Here is a 19,557-nt window from a genome sequence, read left to right on the forward strand (position 1 = left end):
AAGTCTTTTTGTTATTAATAACCATCGTTTTGGGTGAGATTGGAAATTTCAATTTCATTCTGTGGAATGGGGAAAAGCCCATTAGTTGCTGGGTTATATCCACTTCCTAAAACTGTAGCGGCTTGTCCCGTTCTTACTAAATCGAAGAAACGATCACCTTCCATGGCCAGTTCCAAACGTCTTTCATTCCAAACGGCATCAACTGTGGCAGTAACCCTATGGTCAGAATCGCCGAAAGCCCTGTCACGTACTTGGTCTAAGTACCCCTGTGCTTTTGAAGCATTGGGAGAAGAAGATCTTAAATTAGCCTCTGCAGCCATTAACAATACGTCCGAGTAACGAATTATACGTTGGTTGTTTTCGTAATTCAACTCTACTTGTCCGCTTGTTTGCCCTTTTCTTGGTAAATACTTTTTATTGTATAAATCCGTGTTTTTATATGGGGCTACTTGGTAGGTTACTCCTAAATCCGGATTGTTGGTTGCATAAGCTTCGACATCAAAAGTTGTAGCATCTTTTCTTTGGTCACCATCTTCATAAGCAGCGGCAAGGTCTTGGGTTGGTAAGTTAGTGCTCCAACCTGCATTGTAAGGCATCTCTGCCGTTCCGTTCAAACCTCTTACACCGCATTGTTGTACGGCATAATTTCCTTGGCCTCTGGTTTGGCCACTCCAGTTATAATAAGGTTGACCGTTCGAATATTGTACTTCGTATACGGATTCTGGTCCGTTTTCACCTTCCAATAAAAAGATATCATCAAAATTGGATACTAAGCTAAAGGGCCCGTTAACGACATTCTCTAACATAGAAGCAGCTTCATCAAATTTTTCCTGATATAAATAAACTTTTCCCAATAAAGCTTGGGCCGCATACTTAGTAACCCTTCCTTGTTGTGAGGCCGAAGTAGGCAAAACGCTTATTGCACTAAGCAAGTCTGTTTCGATTTGGGCATAAACATCCTCTTTCGGAGATCTTTGTAAAGTGCCGAAATCAGAGAGTCCCAGTTTATGGTCTGTAAAAAGAACAACGTCGCCGAACATCCTAACCAAGTTGAAATAGTAATATGCCCTTAAGAAATAGACTTCACCGTATAGGGCTTCCTTACCATCAAACTCTACTGTTTCGCCTAGTAAGTTAACGTCTTTGTAACTAATAAGGTAATTGGTTCGGTTAACACCTTCGTAGGCCGATTTCCATAAATCTTCAAGGGTGCTGTTATTGGTTAAAATGGTGTAATCGTCTATTTGTTGTAATGCCACAACATCGGAAGCATTTTCACCACCGGCCACTGCATTGTCAGATGCTATATCGCCGATTACCACTAATTGGTTAAGCCATTGTGTCGGTGTGTAGCAGCTTACTGCCATGGTTTCATAATCAGATTCTGTTTGTAGATAATCTACTTCAGTTACTTCGTATTCATCATGCGGATCAAATTCAACCACGTCTGAACAACCGACGAAGATTGAAAGTATGATGATCAAGCTTATATTGTTTTTTATATTTTTCATACTAGTTGATTTTCGATATTAAAATTTAAGGTCTAATCCGAGTAAGATCGTTCTTGCTTGTGGATAGGCACCTCGGTCAACCCCTGTTTCCAAAATTCCGGAATTACCTGAGTTGTCTGATATTTCGGGGTCATAACCTGTGTAATCCGTTAATGTCAACAAGTTTTTGGCTTGTGCATAAATGCGGATTTTACTGAAAAAGTTATTTGATGATTCCGGTAGGGTATAGCCCAATATCAAACTTTTGATTTTTATAAAGCTTCCATCTTCAACATATCGGTCAGAAGGTCTAATGTTACTGTTGGTATCTTCAAAAGTATACCGTGGGTTATTCGCATCGTTGGTAGTGCCTTCCCCGGTCCATCTGTCAAGAATATTCCTGAATTTGTTTGAGTATTGGGCATTACGTTCATAAGCCCGGTAGATGTCATTGCCTACAGAAGCATACGTGAACATGCTTAAATCGAAATTTTTATAATCGAAACCTAAATTCCAGCCAATTGTAAATTCTGGGAAAGGATCACCGATCTTCGTTTTGTCATCATCATCGATTACCCCATCATTGTTATAGTCAACAAACCGAATATCGCCCGGTTGGGCTCCATCTTGGGTGGCATGGGCATCGATTTCTGCTTGATTTTGGAATAATCCGTCTGTTTTATACCCATAAAAATATCCTGGTGTATAACCTTTTTCAAATCGAGTTATATTATGGCTTTGACCATTGAAATAGGAACCTCCTGATACAAATGCCGTACCATCGCTATTTGTTTCGGTCACTTTATTCTTAGAGGTAGTAAAAGTCACCGATGTATTGAATTTAAATTCCTGCGCCCCACTGTTCCTGTACCCTATGGTTAGATCTATACCTTCACTTTCTGTACTTCCGATGTTGGATGTTACCGGTTCAGATGTACCTGCATATAATGGGGGTGCATCTGTGAACAACAATCCATCCACTGATTTGTTAAAGTAATCTGCGGTAATGGAAATATCCTTTAACAAAGTAGCATCAAAACCAATGTTATATTGGGTCTGTTCTTCCCAGCTTAAAGTTGGGTTATCAAAAGAATTTACCGTGGCTCCGGAAACGAATTCAGTGCCAAACGTATATCCGTTGCTATTTGCGGTGGAATTATAGCTTGGTCCACCAATTGTTATCTTTACATATTGAGGGTCTACTATTTCGTTACCCACCGTACCATAACTACCTCTTATTTTCAGGAAATCAATAGCATCTAGGTTATAGAAGTTTTCATTGGATACGACCCAACCCAAGGAACCTGCGTAAAAATTAGCGAACTTATTATCATCACCAAAAGCAATTGAACCATCTCTACGAGCAGAGAATGATGCTAAATACTTGCCTTCGTAATCGTAATTGATCCTGCTGAAATAAGATACGTTCCTGCGTTCCAGGTCTTGATAACTATATCCCGTATAAGCATCGGTGTTCAACTCGGTATTAACTCCGGTAGCAGCACTTATATCTGCCCATTCCCATGAATTGTCCCGAACATCCTGTCTGGTGGTACCAAAACCTTCACCTGTGGATTTACTTCTGGAAATACCCAAGACCACATCAAAGTTGTTTTTTTCCTCTATTTGAAAATTATAACTAGCAAAGGTCTCAAAAGTATAGCTGAAATTGGATACCGTACTTTCGGTAACACTATTATGAAATGAAGGAATAGTGGTAGTTGTGCCATCACCGTTGTCTACTTCCTGTGTTTTCACCGTACCATCAGAATAATAATCACTTGAAACATTATTAGGGCCGTAATAGGCAAGAGGGGTAAAGCTTTTGCTTACTTGGTCCCATTTGGTGTAACCGAAACGCGAAGTAATTTTAAGATTATCCAATAGATCGTATTGCAATTCGAATTTGCCATACAATTTATTGCCGTTGTTTTCATTATGGGTGTCTTCCAATCTTTGTACAGGATTGAATATTTCGGATAACAGTAAGTTACTGTACCCATAAGTAGCAAAATCATTCGGGTCTGTATTGTAAACAGAAACCGTTGGGTCAAAGTTCAACGCATTACCAATAATGGAGTTGAATGAATTTTCGGCAACGGTTTGACTTTTAATATTGGCATAGCTCGAATTGAGTATGAATTTCAATTTAGGTGTCAATTGGATATCAACGTTGGCCGTAAAGTTCAATCTATTAAAATTGGATTTGTCATCACCACCTACGATACCTCCTTGACTTAAATAACCAGTGGATAAGAAGTAACCTATATTATCTGAACCACCTCTGGCAGAAAGTGAATAGGAAGTAACGGATGCATCTTTGAAGACTTCATCTTGCCAATCTGTACCTTGTCCTAAAGAGGATAGGTCCGAGAAAATTAAATCACCTCCTGCGGCAACGCTACCTTCATTTATTATACCGGCATATTCAGTGGCGTTAAGAACCCCAATTTTTTTGATTACGGATTGAAAACCGGTGTAAGTGTTGAAACTGAATTCTGCCTTCTCGTTTTTCCTACCGTTTTTAGTGGTAACCACTATAACACCATTACCACCCTTAACTCCATAAATGGCAGTAGAGGCAGCATCCTTTAAGATGTTCAGTGATTGAATGTCGGCTGAGTTGATAGAATTCAAATCATCTAAACTCTGGGGTACGCCATCGATAATCACTACGGGGTCTGAGCCTGAAAATGAGGGAATACCTCGAACCAATACGGTTGGTTTACTGCCTGGGGAACCACTTTGGATAACCGATACCCCAGAGGCACTACCTTGAAGGGCTTCTTCCACCCGCAACGGTTTCAGTTTTTCGATAGATTCTGACTTTACCGTAGATATTGCACCGGATACTTTGGTTACCTTTTGTGTACCATAACCGATAACCACTACTTCTTCCAAAGCTTCAGTGTCTTCTTGCAATATGACATTAAAGGTTTGGTTTCGACTGGTAACTTCGATTTCTTGGGACTGAAATCCTAAATAGGAGAAAACTAAGGTTGAATTGATAGGAACATCATTTAGGGCAAAAACGCCATCAAAATCTGTTGCTGTTCCCTTTGTCGTGTTTTTCACGATAACATTCACCCCCGGAATCGGCATGTTGCCTGAATCCGAAACGGTGCCCGATACATTGGTCGATTGACCAAATGTAAACGCTGTTACCAAGAACAATGTGAGAAATAAAATTTTTGACTTCATCTGTTAATTTTTGTTAGTTTTTAATTCTTCAGATGGAATTCGCATGAACAATGTTTCTTTTTGCATTGAGATAGTCGTTATGCGCATTTCATTTATGATTACTTTTTATTAAGGTAAATTTAACGGCAAGAGTTAAGGATTCCTTAAAAAACACCACTACAAAAAACATACATCTTAAAAAAAACTGCTTAAAATGCATTATCCTCACTCGTTTACCGTGTAAGATATATGGGTTAACGGGGTGTTGAAAGCTGTTGAAATACTGTTGATTACGCTACGAAATCGTTTTTGTATGGGTAATGTTGTGGTTATGAAGTACCACCTGTGTGGTCTCTAAAGATTCAGGATGTAGTCCGTTAGCCCTGATTCGTGCTGTAGTTGCATTTTTTTTCGAAGTCGGTAACGCTTTACCTCCACACTACGGACAGATATGTTCAATAAGGGGGCTATTTCTTTAGAAGAAAGGTTTAGTCTTAGGTAAGCGCAAAGTTTTAAGTCGTTTGGTGTTAATTCAGGATGTAGTTTTTTAATCTTCTTCAAGAAGTCCTTATCCGCATTATTAAAGGCCTCTTCGAAAAATGACCAATCGTCGCCATTGTTAATGTTCTGATTTATAGTTCTTATAACAGATTTTATTCCGGGATTGTCCGCATTTTCCTTCAATTGGTCCCTGATCGCACTCAAAAACTCGTTCTTTTTAATGATACTCATTGTTGAAATGGCCAACTCCCGATTTTTATTCGTTATATCTTGACGTAGTTTTTCATTTTTAATCTCTACGATCTTTCTTTGTGCCTTAAGTTTTTTTCGCTTAAGCTTTTTTGTGTTTTCTTTCAATAGGCGGGCATGTTGCTTTTTATAGTAGGCCTTGTATAGTTTATGTATTAAAAAGGAAATTAATGCTAGAAATAGAAAATAGCATAAAATGGCGCCATTTGAATAATACCAAGGTCTTTTGATTACAAATGAAAAAGACGCGATATTCTTTGATAATCGATCACCTATTTTTGCCCTAACGTTAAATGTATAATCGCCAAAACTTAAATTCTCGAAAGAGATATCTGGCTGGGAGAGCCAGTTACTCCAGTTGTCATTAAGTCCATCAAGTTTGTACTGATAGCTTACTTCCGCATATTTATCATAATTAGGGACACTGTAAGAGAATTCAAGATTATTTTCTTTAAAGGCCATTTCCGGTTCAGTGTTCAATGGAATATCTGTTCTTGGGGCATTTATCGATTTTTTAAATGCTGAGGTTATTCTAATGCTATACTCTTTGGTTTTAACCTTGTCTAGGTCCAATAATGTATAACCATTTGAGTCTCCGATTAGATAGGTGTTGTCGGTTAAGTGCGAAATATTCTCAAAACCTGTAATACCTAAACTTCTCCTGAAGTTTAGGGGAATTGGAATTTTCACTACTTCAGGTGAATCACTTAATTTGCCGGGAGTGGTATAGATGATGTTTTTGTCGCCGAACCCCCAAAGTTTATTGGTTTCATTGTCGGGTATTAAAATGCCTTGCAGGTTGTCTTCAGGACCATAGAACATTTTTGATAATACCGTGTCGACTACGAAATTATGCTGGTGATGATCATATTTTAAAATTCTTTGGTTAGAGTTTTCAGTGTAAAGTAGGGTATCGTCATGAAGAACCAAGCTTGATCCAAATCCGTTAGCCGGTTCATTTTGTATATTAGTGATAGCGTCTAGATTGGGGTCTACGGTTAATTTGAAGATACCTTTATATTCGTTATTGACCATGATCTCGTTTGTATCGGTAAACTCAAAAAATCTACTTGAAAAATCAAATCCCTTTAATTTGTTCCGTAGTTGCCACTTCCCATTCCTCTTTTCAAGAACACTTAGGCCCTCATAGTTGCCCTGAAGCAATAAGGAACTGTCTTTTTCGATTTTTTTGATGTTCCAAGTTCCCGGAAATTCACATATTAAACTTGCCGAATTATTTTTAACTACATAGGTTCCTTTATTATGTCCGCAGAACAATGTGCCATTTAGTTCAACCAAGCACCAAACCTGACCTTGGGTACCATCGATTATTTGAAAGGAGTCCTGGGAATTCACTTCTTTGTAAAAGAGGCCCTGATTGGTTCCGATATACAGAAGGCCATTGAAAATTTTAGCGGCATAAACGTTGCCGACCTCACCTTTTAAGTCATTATACTCCTTGAATTGGGAATCATAATTTATGACGCTGACACCATTGTCCAGACCGAGCCAAAGATTTTTGTCCATGTCCTCGAACATGGATAATATGGTGTTGTTGTACAGCCCTTTTTCCTTATTTATTGCATTTATGGTCTTCCCTGTCTTGTCTATGCGATATAAGCCGTTGGATATGGTTCCCAATGCAAAACTGCCATCGCTCAATTGAATGCTACTGAATAAGTTCATTTCGTTCAATTGTTTGTCAGCCTCGGTATTCCATTTTTTCAATCCATCTTCCTCCAAATAATAAAAACCGCCTTTCTCCAAAAGAAATAAAAGTTTCTGGTCTATCCTATAAATGGCCATAACAAGGTTTTTAGCAAGAATGGGGTCTTCGGAGACCAAAATGGGGTTTCCGTTTTTTATCTCAAAAATACCTTTGTCCGATTGTTGGAAAAACACGTTATTGTCTATATTGAAAATCTTTGCCCTCGAGGTTTCAGAATCTATAACTGTGAAGGTTTGATCTATGGTATTATAACTGTAAATACGATCCAATGACTGGAACAATACCCAATCCCCAACTTCAAGGATATTCCAAAATTGCTCATCATCGATTAGTGGCTCTTTGAGTTTTGGAATCAAAGATTGGTAAACAAGAAGGCCAAAATCGTTTTTTTTCCAATATCCGAACTCCATAAAACATCCTGTATACACCAAATCATTTATGACCTTAACTGATCGTATTACGGATCGATTGGGGGAATAATATAGTTTAAAGCGGGAACCGTCAAATTCTAACAAGCCCGAATTATTGGCGATATAAATTGTTTTATCGGAGCTCTGTGAGATCATCCAGTTCTGATTGTCAGCTTGGTATTCCTCGGGAGGGTAGGTGATAATAGGTGGCAATTCTTGGGTAAACAGAAGAATACTGTTTAGAAGAAAAATAACAAGAAGTGCTTTTGTTTTCATGCGATTAATAATGTCGTTTAAGTTAAGGCAATCTAAAAGACCCGTAAAGATACCTAATTGAAAAATATGTCCGATGATTACAGGTGCGATATGTAATCTGTATCCCAGTTTCGGGGTCTACTAGGTGAATACTTTTTAATGGTCGTGGTTACGGGATAATACGGGAGGGTTTTTGGTTTAAGTGTTTCCTACATGATTTTTATCATACTCTAATGTCTCATATCTGGTTATTTTTAAGATGGAAATTAAAATCCTCGATTATGAAGAAAGGAACTCCCATATCAGCAATAATGACCAAGAATGTTATTACACTAAGTACGTCAGATAATCTTGAAAAGGCAGAACATTTATTTCGAAAGCACCATATTAGGCATATTCCAGTGGTTTCAGGTAGTAAAATAATCGGTATGCTGAGTTATACGGATCTATTGCGAATCAGTTTTGCCGATGCCGTTTATGAGGATGAGGATTCGGTAGATTCCATGGTGTACAACATGTTCAGTATTGAACAGGTTATGGCCAAAAGTTTGTTCAGTGTATCGTCGGATACTTATGTAAAGGACGTTGCCGAAATGCTATCTAAAAAAGAGTTTCATGCCATACCCGTTGTTGATGATGGGGAACTTAAGGGAATTGTGACCACGACTGATATGATCAATTTCCTATTACAGCAATATGAGGATTAGTTGAAGTGTTTTTAATGGGGATTGTTGTTCTCTAATTTTGATAAAAGAAAAAACATGGCTTTTGCCATGTTTTTTCTTTTTGAAACCTGATTCATTTATTGGTTTGCCCAAACCATGAATATATTCATATAAGGCCTAAAATCTTATTCTTCTTCCGTTGGATCGGTTTCGTCAGTATCATTTTCGCCCTTTTCCAAATTATGCTGCATAATGTTCAGCTTTTTTAATTTGGCCTTCCAAGTTTCCAATGATTCTTTATGTTTTTCTACCCTTTTAATGACATCCTGAACCAAAGGATTGTCTTCGGAAGCATTCGAAAAGAATTGAAGATTGTTTTCTAACTGACGAACTTCATTTTTACTTTCCTCTATTTTCTTTCTTATAAAAGACCGTTCATTGGCGATGGCCCTATCATTATCGGCATTGGCCAACTGCTGTATTTTGTTGCCGTACCTTAGAAGCTCCGATTCTTGTCTGTCAACATCCAATTTCTTGAAAATGGCATCCAAGATCTTATTGAATTTTTGGTTGATGTTCTTTTTGTTGAAGGGAACCCTCCCATAGGTCTTCCATTCTTCGATGAATGCTTTAATGGTGGCAAGATCAGCTTCCCGTTTTCCAGTAAGTTCGAATGCTTTTAAGCGTTCAAGACATTCGTTCTTTTTTTCGAAATTTTCGATTTCATCTTTATGGGCCTCATTTTTCGATGCATGTAAACGATCAAAATAATGATTGCAGGCTTCTTTGAACTCTTTCCAGATTTTGTCCGAATACTTACGCGGTACATGGCCTATTTTTTTCCATTCGCTTTGTATGCGCTTCATTTCAGAAGTGGCCGTATCTGTATCCTCACTGTCTTTTAATGAAATGGCAAGGTTCAATAATTCCCGTTTTTTATCAAGGTTCGTCTGTTGTTCCTTTTTCAGGTTTTTGTAATAAGCGTTTTTATTTCTATTGAAACTTCGCACGGCTTCTTTAAATTCTGCCCATGTCTGCTCATTAACCTTTTGAGGCACTTTGCCGGCTTTGAAAAAAGCATCCCGCAATTCCTCTATCTGTTTTATTTGTTGTTGAAGGGCCCTATGGCTCGTGGCAATATTTTCGGAAATACCCTTGATGGAATTTATGATTTCCTTTTTCTTTTCAAGATTTTGTTCATGGATCTTATCTAGGTCCTTGTAATAATCCTGTCTTCTTTGGTGCAATACTTTGGTAGCATTGCTGAAACGTTCCCAAATTTCTTCACGATGTTCCTTGTCTACGGGCCCAACATCTTCTTTCCAGATTTTATGAAGGGTCTGCAATTCACGAAAGGCCTTATTCAGGTCTTCCTCTTTTTCCAAAGCCTCGGCACGTTCAACGAGTTTTATCTTTTCTTCCAGATTGTGCTTAAAATCAAGGTCGCGCAGTTCCCTGTTTATATGTAGAAAATCATAGAAAATCTCTATATGATGGTGATAGGTGCGCCAAACATCATTGTAATTGTTTCGAGGTATAGGACCGGCATTACGCCATTTTTCTTGTACCTCCTTGAAATGTTTGTATGTGGTGTTAATGTCTTCCTCGACATTCACCAAACTTTTCAGTTCCTCGATGATCGCCAGCCTGTTCGATAAATTTTCTTTTAGACTGTTTTCGAGGGATTTATAATATTGGTTTCGTTTTTCGCGATATTCGGAATATACTTCGTTGAATTGTCTTTTTGTTACCGAGTTATAACGAAAATCTATCTCATTGCCCCCGTTGCTTATAAAATCCTCCTTTTTCTCTTCAATGAATTCTTGGAATTTAAGATCGAATTCATATTTGATACCATCTACATGTTTCTTTATGGCCTGAACCTTTTCATTTTTAATCAAACGTTGCAATTCGCCTACTAAATTTTCCATGGACATGGCATGGTAGTCCAAAATAGGTATATCGTGCCTGTGATGGTTGTCCTGATCCTCCGCGTCTTCTGCATTTGATTCGTCGATCTCATTCAAGACCGAGTCATCGTCATTTTCACCTTTCTCATCTTCCGGAGCTGGTTCCGAAGAGGCAGTTTCATTTTCGATACTTACGGTATCGTCGGTGGCGTCCGAATCAGTTTTTTCCGTTGTAATTTCAGGGCTTTTCTCCGAAGTTTCATTGACGGATTCGGTAGTTTCTGAAATATTTTCCCCACCTACAGTTTCTTGTAGTTCTTGATCTTTATCTTCTTGCATTGTAATTCGTGTTAGTTCTGCTTAAGAATGCTATTGTAATATACTAACAACGAAATGAATTCCAAAGCTTATACTTGTTCTTTTTTGGTTAGGCTATTTGGAATTCCAGATTTTCCAGGACTTTTCTGCCTGTAACTCTAGCATCCTTAATCCATTACGAATGGTTGCGCCTTGTTTTTCACCCTCCCGTAGAAAGGCGGTTTTCTCTGGGTTGTAAATTAAATCGAACAGTAAATGTTTATCAGAGATCAAATGAAAAGGAATAGCTGGTTTTTCCTCTATATTCGGGAATGTTCCCAAAGGGGTGCAGTTGACAAGAACCTTATATTTTTTCATCGTTTTTTCGTCTAAATCGTCATATAGGAGCTGATTCTTTTTTGCGGTCCTAGACACGAATTTAAACTTTATACCCAATTCCTTAAAAACAAAGGCGACAGCTTTGGAGGCTCCTCCCGTACCCAATATCAAGGCACGTTTGTGGTGTTTCCTTAAATGGGGTTTTATCGTTTTTTTGAATCCATAAATATCAGTATTATAGCCTTTTAGGCCTTTTTTGGTAAACTTCACAGTATTGACCGCACCTACTTTTCTTGCTTTTTTGTCTAGCTTGTCCAAATAGGGGATAACCGCTTCTTTATAGGGGATGGTAACATTCAGACCTTTAAGGTTCTTATCTTCACCGACCAGCTCTTTAAAATCCTCGATATGGGCCAAGTCATAGTTACGGTATGAATATCCCGACAATCCCAGTTTTTTGAACTTATCCGCAAAATAGCTTTCCGAAAATGAGTAAGAAATATTCTTGCCCACCAAGCCATAATTATTTTTTTCTATTGTTTCCATACCATTCCAATCCTAATAAAATAAATATTCCTACGATTACAAAAAATATGGCCCACCATGTTTCGCTGTTACTGAAATCCGGGAAATATCTTTGATAATTCAATATGATTTCTTTGCCATTGGAGTCCAATAAAATCTGCCCTAGTTCATTCGTTTTGAATATTGTACGTTTCCATGGCCATACTACCCCTAAAGACCCGGTTATGAACCCGATGATCACTGCAGTTGTAATATGTTTATAATGTTTTAGCACATAAGTAAGTATATGTGATAAGGTAACCAGTCCGGTTGCTGAACCTGCGGTGAATACCGCTAGTATTTTCAGGGTGTCTAGGCGTTCTTCATTTTTTATAAAGCTGAAATCACCACGGATTACTTCGGACATAGAGTCATAAAGTGCATTCACCGAGTCTACAAGTAGCAAGACATAGTTACCTAATAGAATCAAGATAAAAGAACCTGAAAGCCCTGGGAGGGTCATACCGGAGACACTGATCATTCCACATAAAAAAATGAACAATAAGTTAACGTTCTCCTTGGCCGGACTTAGAAAACTGATGGAAATACCCACGATTAGGCCTAAAATACCAGCAGTCAGTGTTTTTCTGTTCCAGTGTTTAAAGTCTTTGGAAATGAAATAGATAGAACCTAAAATCATTCCAAAAAAGGCAGACCAGACAAAAAGTTCTTTACGTTCCAAGAAGTAATCCAGGATTTTGGACACACTGAAATAACTAACGAGCATACCAAAAATAAGGAGCGCCAAAAACTGGCCATTTACATAACGGTAGAAACTCTTGAACCTACCGTTGAACAAAAGTTTAAAGGCCTTTATGTTTATTTTCTGTAGGGAGTAGATGAATTCTTCGTAAAATCCGCCGACAAATGCCACTATACCACCAGAAACCCCGGGCACCTTATTGGCAGCCCCCATTGCAAGGCCCTTGATGACCAAAAACAATTTATCCAAAAATGTTCTAGGCTCGTACATATGGTAAAATGATTATTTTTTCGAGGCAAGTTTCTCAAGTATAAAAATAAGGGAAAAACCAATGATCGCAGCAATAATCGCATACATTAATTGTGGATCGCCTTCAAAGCCGAAAGGGGAAACATTCTGCTCTTTAAGGGTTATGACCTTGTCGCCAATGGTCTTGGTTTCCAAGATCAGTTTCCAAGGCCAGATTTTATTCAATGAACCTAGGATGAATCCGGTCAATAAAGCCAAAGTCAGGTTCTTGTAGTTGCTGAACATCCATTTAAGGAGTTTGGCAAAACTGAGAAGTCCAAATATGGCCCCCAATGCAACAGTAATCACTATTTTGATGTCCCTTTCATGAACAGCGTCTAAAATGGTCTTATAAGATCCCAAGAGAACCAGGATAAAGGCACCGGATATTCCCGGAAGTATCATGGCACAAACCGCTAAGGCACCGGACATGAACAAATAGGGTAGACTTGCGGTGTTTTCAGATGCGGGGAGGGTGGTGATAAAATAAGCCAAGCCAGCTCCGAAGAATAAAATAATGACCGTAGCCAAATTCCATTTGGTTATTTCCTTTCCGACAAAGATAATACTGGCAGCTACCAACCCGAAAAAGAACGACCAAAGTAAAATCGGCTCATTTTCCAGTAACCAACTGACCAATGTGGCCAAAGAGAAAAGACTGATGAAAATACCCAAAAACAAGGCAACCAGAAAATTACCATTGAGTTTTTGCCAAAAAACCTTGAACCCTTCGTTTTTCCAATCCGTGATCAAAGAGGGTTTAATATTGTTGATAGATGTGATCAGTTCTTCGTAAATACCCGATATAAAAGCAATTGTGCCCCCTGAAACACCTGGGACAACATCGGCAGCACCCATGGCCATTCCTTTTAGGGTAATAAAAAAATACTGAAGTAAGTTTCGATTTTCCATAAACAAAAAAGCAAAAATAGTCTATTTATCTAGAAGCTCTTTTGTTATTGGCTATTATGTTCTGGGCCCACTCTGTTTTGAAGTAATCCGGAAACTCTTCCTCGAATAGGTGAATTTTCCCTGAATTGATTTTTAAGGCATCCATTAAACGAATACGTGCATTTATCTTATCGTTGGCCAAGAGGTGAAGACCTACGGTTTTATATTGAATTTCCGCACTATCGGGATAAAACTCCAATCCTTGAGACAGAATATGGATTCCCGCTTCATAATCCTTGTTGCACCTTGCGACATCTGCCCAATGTAACCATGTGTCCAATTCGTAATTACCCAACTCAACGGCTTGTTTAAACGAAAAATCTGCTTGGTCATAGTTTTTTAAAGAAGCATTGATTCCGGCACTTTTTTTCCAATAAGTAGGGTTTTCACCATCAATGTTCAAAGCTTTGTTGATGTAATACAGCGCTTTGTCAAAATCTTCCTTACTGTAATAGAAATCGGTTATGGCCAACCAACCTTTGTCTAACAAAGGGTCTTCATGTACGGTCTGGTAGTAATAATATTTTGCCATTTCATCATTGCCCAAATGTTCGTAACACTTGCCAATGCGCAAATATGCATGTGAGGTCGGGTCCTCTATTTGTATGGTCGTCTCGTAATTCTCTATAGCCTCGCTATATTTTCCTAGTTTTTCAAGTACTTTCCCTTTCTCAAAATAAGCTCCTATAAAAGAGTCGTCTGAAATTATGGCGAAATCGAAAGCGGTCAAAGCCTCTTTGTACATGTGTTTGGCATAATATTGTTTGCCTAATTGGTGCCAAGCAACTTCACAATAGGGGTTCCTGTCCAAATATTCATTAAGATATATAATGGCGCCCTCAAAATCTTCAAGAAAATCGAAACAATATATTACGTTGTATAATGAGGAATAATCCTGGTCATCAAAATCAACACAGCGCATAAAGCTTTCTTTGGCGAGTTTAAAATCGTCCATAAAAAGATATTCCATTCCCAATAACGAGTGAATGTCATAACCGTCATCTGAGAGTTCCAAAGCCCTTTTCAGTAACTTGACAGCAGCTTCGTGATTGTCTTTTTTTGAGTAGATATTGGCTCTTTGGATAAAAATCTCTTCATTGGAACTGTCCAAGAGTTGAAGCTTGTCCAATAATTCCTCGGCCCTGTCAAGGTTGTTTTCGAACACAAGAACCTCAACATCCAACAGTTTTAACGCAATGGAGTCAGGGTGTTGTCGTAAACTTATCTTGATGGCTTTCTTTGCCAAAGCTATTTTTCCATGGTTCAGATAATGGTGTATAATGTCTTCAAAGTCTTCAGCGTCAAAGAAATAGACATCATCGGTCTTCAGCATGGATTCAAACTTGGCAATGGGCTTATTTGGCCTTTCATTGGCTTCTAACGCCATAGGTACTATTTGGTTAAACTATGGATTTAAAAGTAGTCTTTTGGGACTTAGTTTTAATCCGGAATAGGGCTATATTATTAACAAATTAGTTAACAAATTATTGTTCGTATTCGTTCAAGATCCTTAGGATTATTTCGCATCCTTCATCAATTTCACTTAATGAAATGGTAAGTGGAGGTGTTATTCTAGCTGCGCGTTTTTCAAATAATAACCAAAATAAGATAAGGTGTTCTTTAGCAGCGGTTAAAATGAGATAGTCAGCAATTTCAGGAGTTTCCAAGATCAGGGCAAGCATAAGGCCTTTTCCCCGGATTTCTTTAATATACTTATGTTTCAATACCCTTCGGATATGTTTTTCCTTGGTCAACGTATCTGCCATTATATCGCTTTCGACAATATGTGATAATGTTGCCAAAGATGCGGAAGCTATAACGGGATTACCGCCGAAAGTGGTGATGTGACCCATCTTAGGGTTGGCCTGTAGGGTCGACATCATTTCGTTCGATGCGACAAAAGCGCCAACGGGCAAACCTGAAGCCATACCTTTTCCTATGACAAGGATATCGGGTACGCAGTTATAATTTTCAAAGGCGAATAATTTGCCTGTACGGCCGAATCCTGGTTGAATCTCGTCAAGGATCAATAAGGTACCCACTTCTGAACAACGCTCCCTTACTTTTGTTAAATAACCTGAATTGGGTTCAATGAAGCCCGCCCCACCTTGAATGGTCTCTAAAATGACCGCAGCTGTTTTTGATGTTATATTTTCGAGATCCGATATTGAATTGAAATCCATATAGGCAATATCCGGGATCAAAGGCCTGAATGGGCTTTTTCGTTCTTCGAGCCCCATGAGGCTTAAACTTCCCATGGTATTCCCATGGTAGGCTTTCTTGGCAGCTATGATCTGACTTCTTCCGGTATATCTACGTGCCAATTTCAAGGCACCCTCTATAGCTTCGGTTCCCGAATTGACCAAATACGTGGTTTCTAAAGGAGCAGGGAGCAAGGAAGCCAAAAGTTTGGCATAGGCCACAGCAGGTTCTTGAATATATTCACCATACACCATTACGTGCATATACTTGTCTACTTGGGCTTTGATCGCATGTACGACTTTAGGGTGGCAATGGCCCAGACTACAGGCAGAAACCCCTGCAACAAAATCTAAATGGGCATTCCCTTCATTGTCGTAGATGTAAGAACCTTTGGCATGGGATACTTGTATGGCCAAAGGATGTGGAGATGTTTGGGCTTGGAATTTTAGAAAATCATTTTTCATATTGCCTATTCATTGGCTTTCTTCTGCTTCAAATCCTTTTTGGGATTTGTAGCCTTGTCGTTCTTCGGTGGAATATTATTCACCGGATCACCTTCATTTGAACTTCGTTCTTCTTCTTCCGCATCTATATCGATGGGGTTGGTTATTCCTCTTATGACCGGAAGCACTAAATTGTTGTCATCCTCGTCGAAAATGTCATCTTTCGTTATTATACGCTCATCTCCACGCCAAATGAAACCTTTTAGCTTTCTACTATTTTCCGGTAGTTCGGTTTCCGGGAAAATATCACCGTCGGGATCCGTGATGAAGGTAAGCTCGTCAATATCATTATTCTCAAGGCTAATACGAATGGCACTGCAAATGGTCTTGTCTATACCTATAAGTTCATCATCATCATTGTACATGTAATAGATGACCTCCGTATTTTTTATCAGATCGATGAGCTTTAATTGGTTTTCCTTGAATTTACCGAATAGATCTTTCCCCTTTGCTTGGTTATAACCCTCCATACTTATACTGTCGAGGGAAATGATAAACGCATTGTTGAGTACTTTAAGGGAGTCCATTTTTTCAGTCTCAAGGTCAGACTTCAAAAGGATGCTATCTCCCGTCATTTGATTGGGGCCGTTCCAAATTATTGGGTTTGTGATCAATTGGGTGATGCCCGTTTTTTGATCGGCATGAATGGAATCGCACTTGCCGCTAAGATCGGTCTTGTAGAATTTAGCGTTCCTAAAGGCCCTTAAAATCCTATGTTCCGGTTTGCCGGTCACCATAAGGGTGTCGCCATGCATATACAGTGAATCTTGCTCCATTACCGATATGGATACGGCCCGTCGGGTAGCGAATACGGAATCCTTTGCTTTAAAGACCTCTGCGTAATGCGCCTTGATCACCCCGTTGTTTACCGTGTCTATGACCTTTATGTTGTTGGTGGCCGAAGCAAATTCCCGTGCTTTGTTAAAGTAAACACTATCACCTTTAATGATGCGATTGTTATAATCGATTCTCGTGTTTTTAATAAAATAACCACTTTCGACCTTAGTGTCGTAAAAACCTCTTTCACAATAGATCTTATAGGCTTTACCTGTTATGGTCGATGGGCCGTATAAGTAAGCGTTTTTCGAAGTTTCATAATAATCCAACTGTTCGGAATCCAAAATATAATCCGGATTCACGATATGCACGCTATCCAAAAACTGTAATTTTTTGTTCTCTAAAAAATAACGGCCTATTTCACTGGTCAATGTATTAACGGAGTCTACTACCGTTCCAAAATCCTTGTAATAAGCTTGTTGTTCCAATCTGTTAAAGCGAAGGGTATCCGTTTTCAACGTCATGTTGGTACTACTGGTCAAAACAACATTTTCCCAAGCTTTGGCCATATTTTCATTACCATCATAATTGATCTTGCCACTGGTCATGTTAATGGAATCCCCTTGTTGTAAACGAATGTTCCCAATGGCCTTAAGTTTATTTTCTTTCTGATAGTAAATGGCGATATCACAGAACAGATCCGCGCCTTCATGTTCAAATTGTATCTGTCTATTGTCTTTACTGAAAATAGAGGCCCCTGGATAACGTGCCTCATCCTTAGTGAAATTTGCCCCATAAACAATATTGATCTGTTTTACGTCTTCCCTCGGTGCATCTTGTGCGGATAGGGGGAATGTAACCAATAGAAGCAGTAAGTATTTAATTTTACCTAACAACGTACATAATTTTGCCCAAAAATATGATTTTTTAATAGAGTGTAATCAATGATTGGGATAGAATTAGGAAACCGGAAGGTTTAATCTTAAAGAAGAAAAAACCATCCAGGTGTTTTTAACAAATCAAAAATCAAAATGATTCCTGAAATACCAAACATTCACGGCCAGATGGTTTTCTTTATTTCTTACGGATATTTAAAAATCCCGATAGGGTGATTCTAGATATTCATTGGCTTTTTCTTCCTTAAATTGGGCGGTATTATTATCCCAATGTAAGGTTTTGTTGGGGAAGCGACCTGCGATTACCCCCAATAAAATTGTTTCAGTTAGTCGTGATGCATAAGAGAAAGGGGCGCTACAATCGGCCTTCCCTAAACAGGCATCAACAAATTGGTGATAATGTTTGGCCCCTTCGGTAGAATAATTTCGAATAGGTTTCCCCATATTGTTCGCTTTTTCCACTTCGGCGATTTCGGCGGAAATATCCACATACTTACCGTCAACGATTTTCTTTGGCAATTCCATGAAATGAGGCAACAATAAACGACCTTTTTCGCCTATGAACATGGCACCTTGTTCAGGTAGTTTGCCTTCTTTTGTCTCCTTGGTTTCCAAAGACATTTTATCCTTGACCGATTTTTCGTTTCCTTGATTGTCTTTTACCATTGAAGTGTCAACGGCTCCGGGCAATTTAAGATCCTCGTGCATTTTAGGTGCCCCAGGCCCATCATACCAGACCCATGTCAAGGTTTCCGCAGTATGTTCGGTTCCCGGAAACTCATAGGTAACTTTGTTGTTTTCGGGGAATCCAAATCCGTTTGGTTCCCTACATTCGGTTCGTATGGTTCTGGGAACATCCAATTTGAGGGCGTTGTACGGAGTGTCAAAAATATGAACGCCCATATCACCTAGGGTACCACAACCAAAATCCATTAATTTTCTCCAATTACCGGGATGATATATATCTTTTTTATAAGGTCTTTCTTTAGCGGTTCCTAACCAGAGATTCCAATCCAGTGTATCAGGAACGGCATCACTACCTTGTGGTTTAGGTCCGTCATAGCCCCAATTTTTAGGTGACCATGCACGTACGGTATGTACTTTTCCGATGATTCCGGATTGTATCAAGAGGGTGGCCAGTTTATAATCATAGAATGAATGTACCTGGATGCCCATTTGGGTGATAAGATTTTTATCCTCGGCCATTTTTTTCATGGCCCTTGCTTCTGAAACATGATGCGTGAGGGGCTTTTGGCAATAAACGGGTTTGCCCATTTCCATGGCCATCATAGAGGCAGGTGCATGGGTGTGATCCGGAGTTGAAACGATGACCGCATCAATTTCATCGGATATTTCTTTCAACATAACACGGTAGTCTGAGAATACTTTGGCCTTAGGGTGCATTTTTTTGGCTGCGGCCAAATTATTGCTATCCACATCGCATAATGCGGTAACATCGACCAATGAATGCGATGCTATGGCCTTAAGGTCTTCATTTCCCATACCGCCAACACCGATATGTGCCGTTCTTAATCGGTTCTTTGGTCCAATTTGACCTAACAGTGATGGGGCAATGGCCATACCGAGTAAGCCTAAACTACTTTTCTTTACAAAATCCCTACGTTCCTTATTGTATGCGCACATATAT

General features: G+C 39.0%; 12 protein-coding genes. 1 reads left to right on the top strand and 11 read right to left on the bottom strand.

All coding sequences use genetic code 11. The features are described 5' to 3' along the window. Positions 1-14 precede the first annotated feature (14 nt). The 3 genes from R3X28_RS17705 to R3X28_RS17715 form a co-directional block, all read right to left on the bottom strand. Positions 15-1,511, bottom strand: coding sequence for a RagB/SusD family nutrient uptake outer membrane protein (locus R3X28_RS17705; protein WP_317666105.1), 1,497 nt, complete (start codon positions 1,509-1,511; stop codon positions 15-17). An 18-nt stretch (positions 1,512-1,529) separates the two neighbouring features. Further along, a complete protein-coding gene (locus R3X28_RS17710; RefSeq protein WP_317666107.1) occupies positions 1,530-4,691 on the bottom strand; it encodes a TonB-dependent receptor in 3,162 nt (1,053 codons plus the stop codon). A gap of 333 nt (positions 4,692-5,024) precedes the next feature. Continuing rightward, entirely contained in the window at positions 5,025-7,835 is a 2,811-nt protein-coding gene (locus R3X28_RS17715; RefSeq protein ID WP_317666109.1) for a triple tyrosine motif-containing protein, read from the bottom strand. Positions 7,836-8,095: 260 nt separating this feature from the next. Here R3X28_RS17715 and R3X28_RS17720 point away from each other — a divergent pair, with 260 nt between their 5' ends. Then, positions 8,096-8,521 carry a CBS domain-containing protein gene (locus R3X28_RS17720; protein ID WP_154368749.1) on the top strand — a complete coding sequence of 142 codons (426 nt, stop codon included), beginning with the start codon at positions 8,096-8,098 and terminating at the stop codon, positions 8,519-8,521. A 143-nt stretch (positions 8,522-8,664) separates the two neighbouring features. Here the strand turns inward: R3X28_RS17720 and R3X28_RS17725 are convergent, their stop codons facing one another. The 8 genes from R3X28_RS17725 to R3X28_RS17760 form a co-directional block, all read right to left on the bottom strand. Further along, the gene (locus tag R3X28_RS17725) at positions 8,665-10,728 is read right to left on the bottom strand and encodes a DUF349 domain-containing protein (protein WP_317666112.1); all 2,064 of its coding nucleotides are present in this window, start codon (positions 10,726-10,728) and stop codon (positions 8,665-8,667) included. A gap of 93 nt (positions 10,729-10,821) precedes the next feature. Continuing rightward, positions 10,822-11,571, bottom strand: coding sequence for a shikimate dehydrogenase (aroE, locus tag R3X28_RS17730; RefSeq protein ID WP_317666114.1), 750 nt, complete (start codon positions 11,569-11,571; stop codon positions 10,822-10,824). Beyond that, the gene (locus tag R3X28_RS17735; RefSeq protein WP_317666116.1) at positions 11,549-12,562 is read right to left on the bottom strand and encodes a DUF368 domain-containing protein; all 1,014 of its coding nucleotides are present in this window, start codon (positions 12,560-12,562) and stop codon (positions 11,549-11,551) included. The genes aroE and R3X28_RS17735 overlap by 23 nt, the downstream gene beginning before the upstream one ends. Positions 12,563-12,574: 12 nt before the next feature. Continuing rightward, complete coding sequence (locus tag R3X28_RS17740) at positions 12,575-13,492, bottom strand: DUF368 domain-containing protein (RefSeq protein WP_317666117.1); 918 nt, start codon at positions 13,490-13,492, stop codon at positions 12,575-12,577. Positions 13,493-13,517: 25 nt separating this feature from the next. Then, positions 13,518-14,918: a tetratricopeptide repeat protein gene (locus tag R3X28_RS17745; RefSeq protein ID WP_317666119.1), complete on the bottom strand. Its 1,401-nt coding sequence runs from the start codon at positions 14,916-14,918 to the stop codon at positions 13,518-13,520. Positions 14,919-15,015: 97 nt separating this feature from the next. Beyond that, a complete protein-coding gene (locus R3X28_RS17750; RefSeq protein WP_317666120.1) occupies positions 15,016-16,197 on the bottom strand; it encodes an aspartate aminotransferase family protein in 1,182 nt (393 codons plus the stop codon). A 5-nt stretch (positions 16,198-16,202) separates the two neighbouring features. Next, entirely contained in the window at positions 16,203-17,909 is a 1,707-nt protein-coding gene (locus R3X28_RS17755) for an OstA-like protein (protein WP_317666122.1), read from the bottom strand. Between the two features lie 195 nt (positions 17,910-18,104). After that, the gene (locus R3X28_RS17760; RefSeq protein ID WP_317666123.1) at positions 18,105-19,553 is read right to left on the bottom strand and encodes a Gfo/Idh/MocA family oxidoreductase; all 1,449 of its coding nucleotides are present in this window, start codon (positions 19,551-19,553) and stop codon (positions 18,105-18,107) included. Between the last annotated feature and the right edge of the window lie 4 nt (positions 19,554-19,557).

The sequence above is a fragment of the Maribacter sp. TH_r10 genome (assembly GCF_033101095.1).
GTDB classification, from domain to species: Bacteria; Bacteroidota; Bacteroidia; order Flavobacteriales; family Flavobacteriaceae; genus Maribacter_A; species Maribacter_A luteus.

Bases quoted from the DNA above. Each gene is read 5' to 3' on its own strand.
- R3X28_RS17705 (WP_317666105.1), bottom strand. From the start codon at position 1,511: ATGAAAAATATAAAAAACAATATAAGCTTGATCATCATACTTTCAATC.
- R3X28_RS17710 (WP_317666107.1), bottom strand. From the start codon at position 4,691: ATGAAGTCAAAAATTTTATTTCTCACATTGTTCTTGGTAACAGCGTTT.
- R3X28_RS17715 (WP_317666109.1), bottom strand. From the start codon at position 7,835: ATGAAAACAAAAGCACTTCTTGTTATTTTTCTTCTAAACAGTATTCTT.
- R3X28_RS17720 (WP_154368749.1), top strand. From the start codon at position 8,096: ATGAAGAAAGGAACTCCCATATCAGCAATAATGACCAAGAATGTTATT.
- R3X28_RS17725 (WP_317666112.1), bottom strand. From the start codon at position 10,728: ATGCAAGAAGATAAAGATCAAGAACTACAAGAAACTGTAGGTGGGGAA.
- aroE (WP_317666114.1), bottom strand. From the start codon at position 11,571: ATGGAAACAATAGAAAAAAATAATTATGGCTTGGTGGGCAAGAATATT.
- R3X28_RS17735 (WP_317666116.1), bottom strand. From the start codon at position 12,562: ATGTACGAGCCTAGAACATTTTTGGATAAATTGTTTTTGGTCATCAAG.
- R3X28_RS17740 (WP_317666117.1), bottom strand. From the start codon at position 13,492: ATGGAAAATCGAAACTTACTTCAGTATTTTTTTATTACCCTAAAAGGA.
- R3X28_RS17745 (WP_317666119.1), bottom strand. From the start codon at position 14,918: ATGGCGTTAGAAGCCAATGAAAGGCCAAATAAGCCCATTGCCAAGTTT.
- R3X28_RS17750 (WP_317666120.1), bottom strand. From the start codon at position 16,197: ATGAAAAATGATTTTCTAAAATTCCAAGCCCAAACATCTCCACATCCT.
- R3X28_RS17760 (WP_317666123.1), bottom strand. From the start codon at position 19,553: ATGTGCGCATACAATAAGGAACGTAGGGATTTTGTAAAGAAAAGTAGT.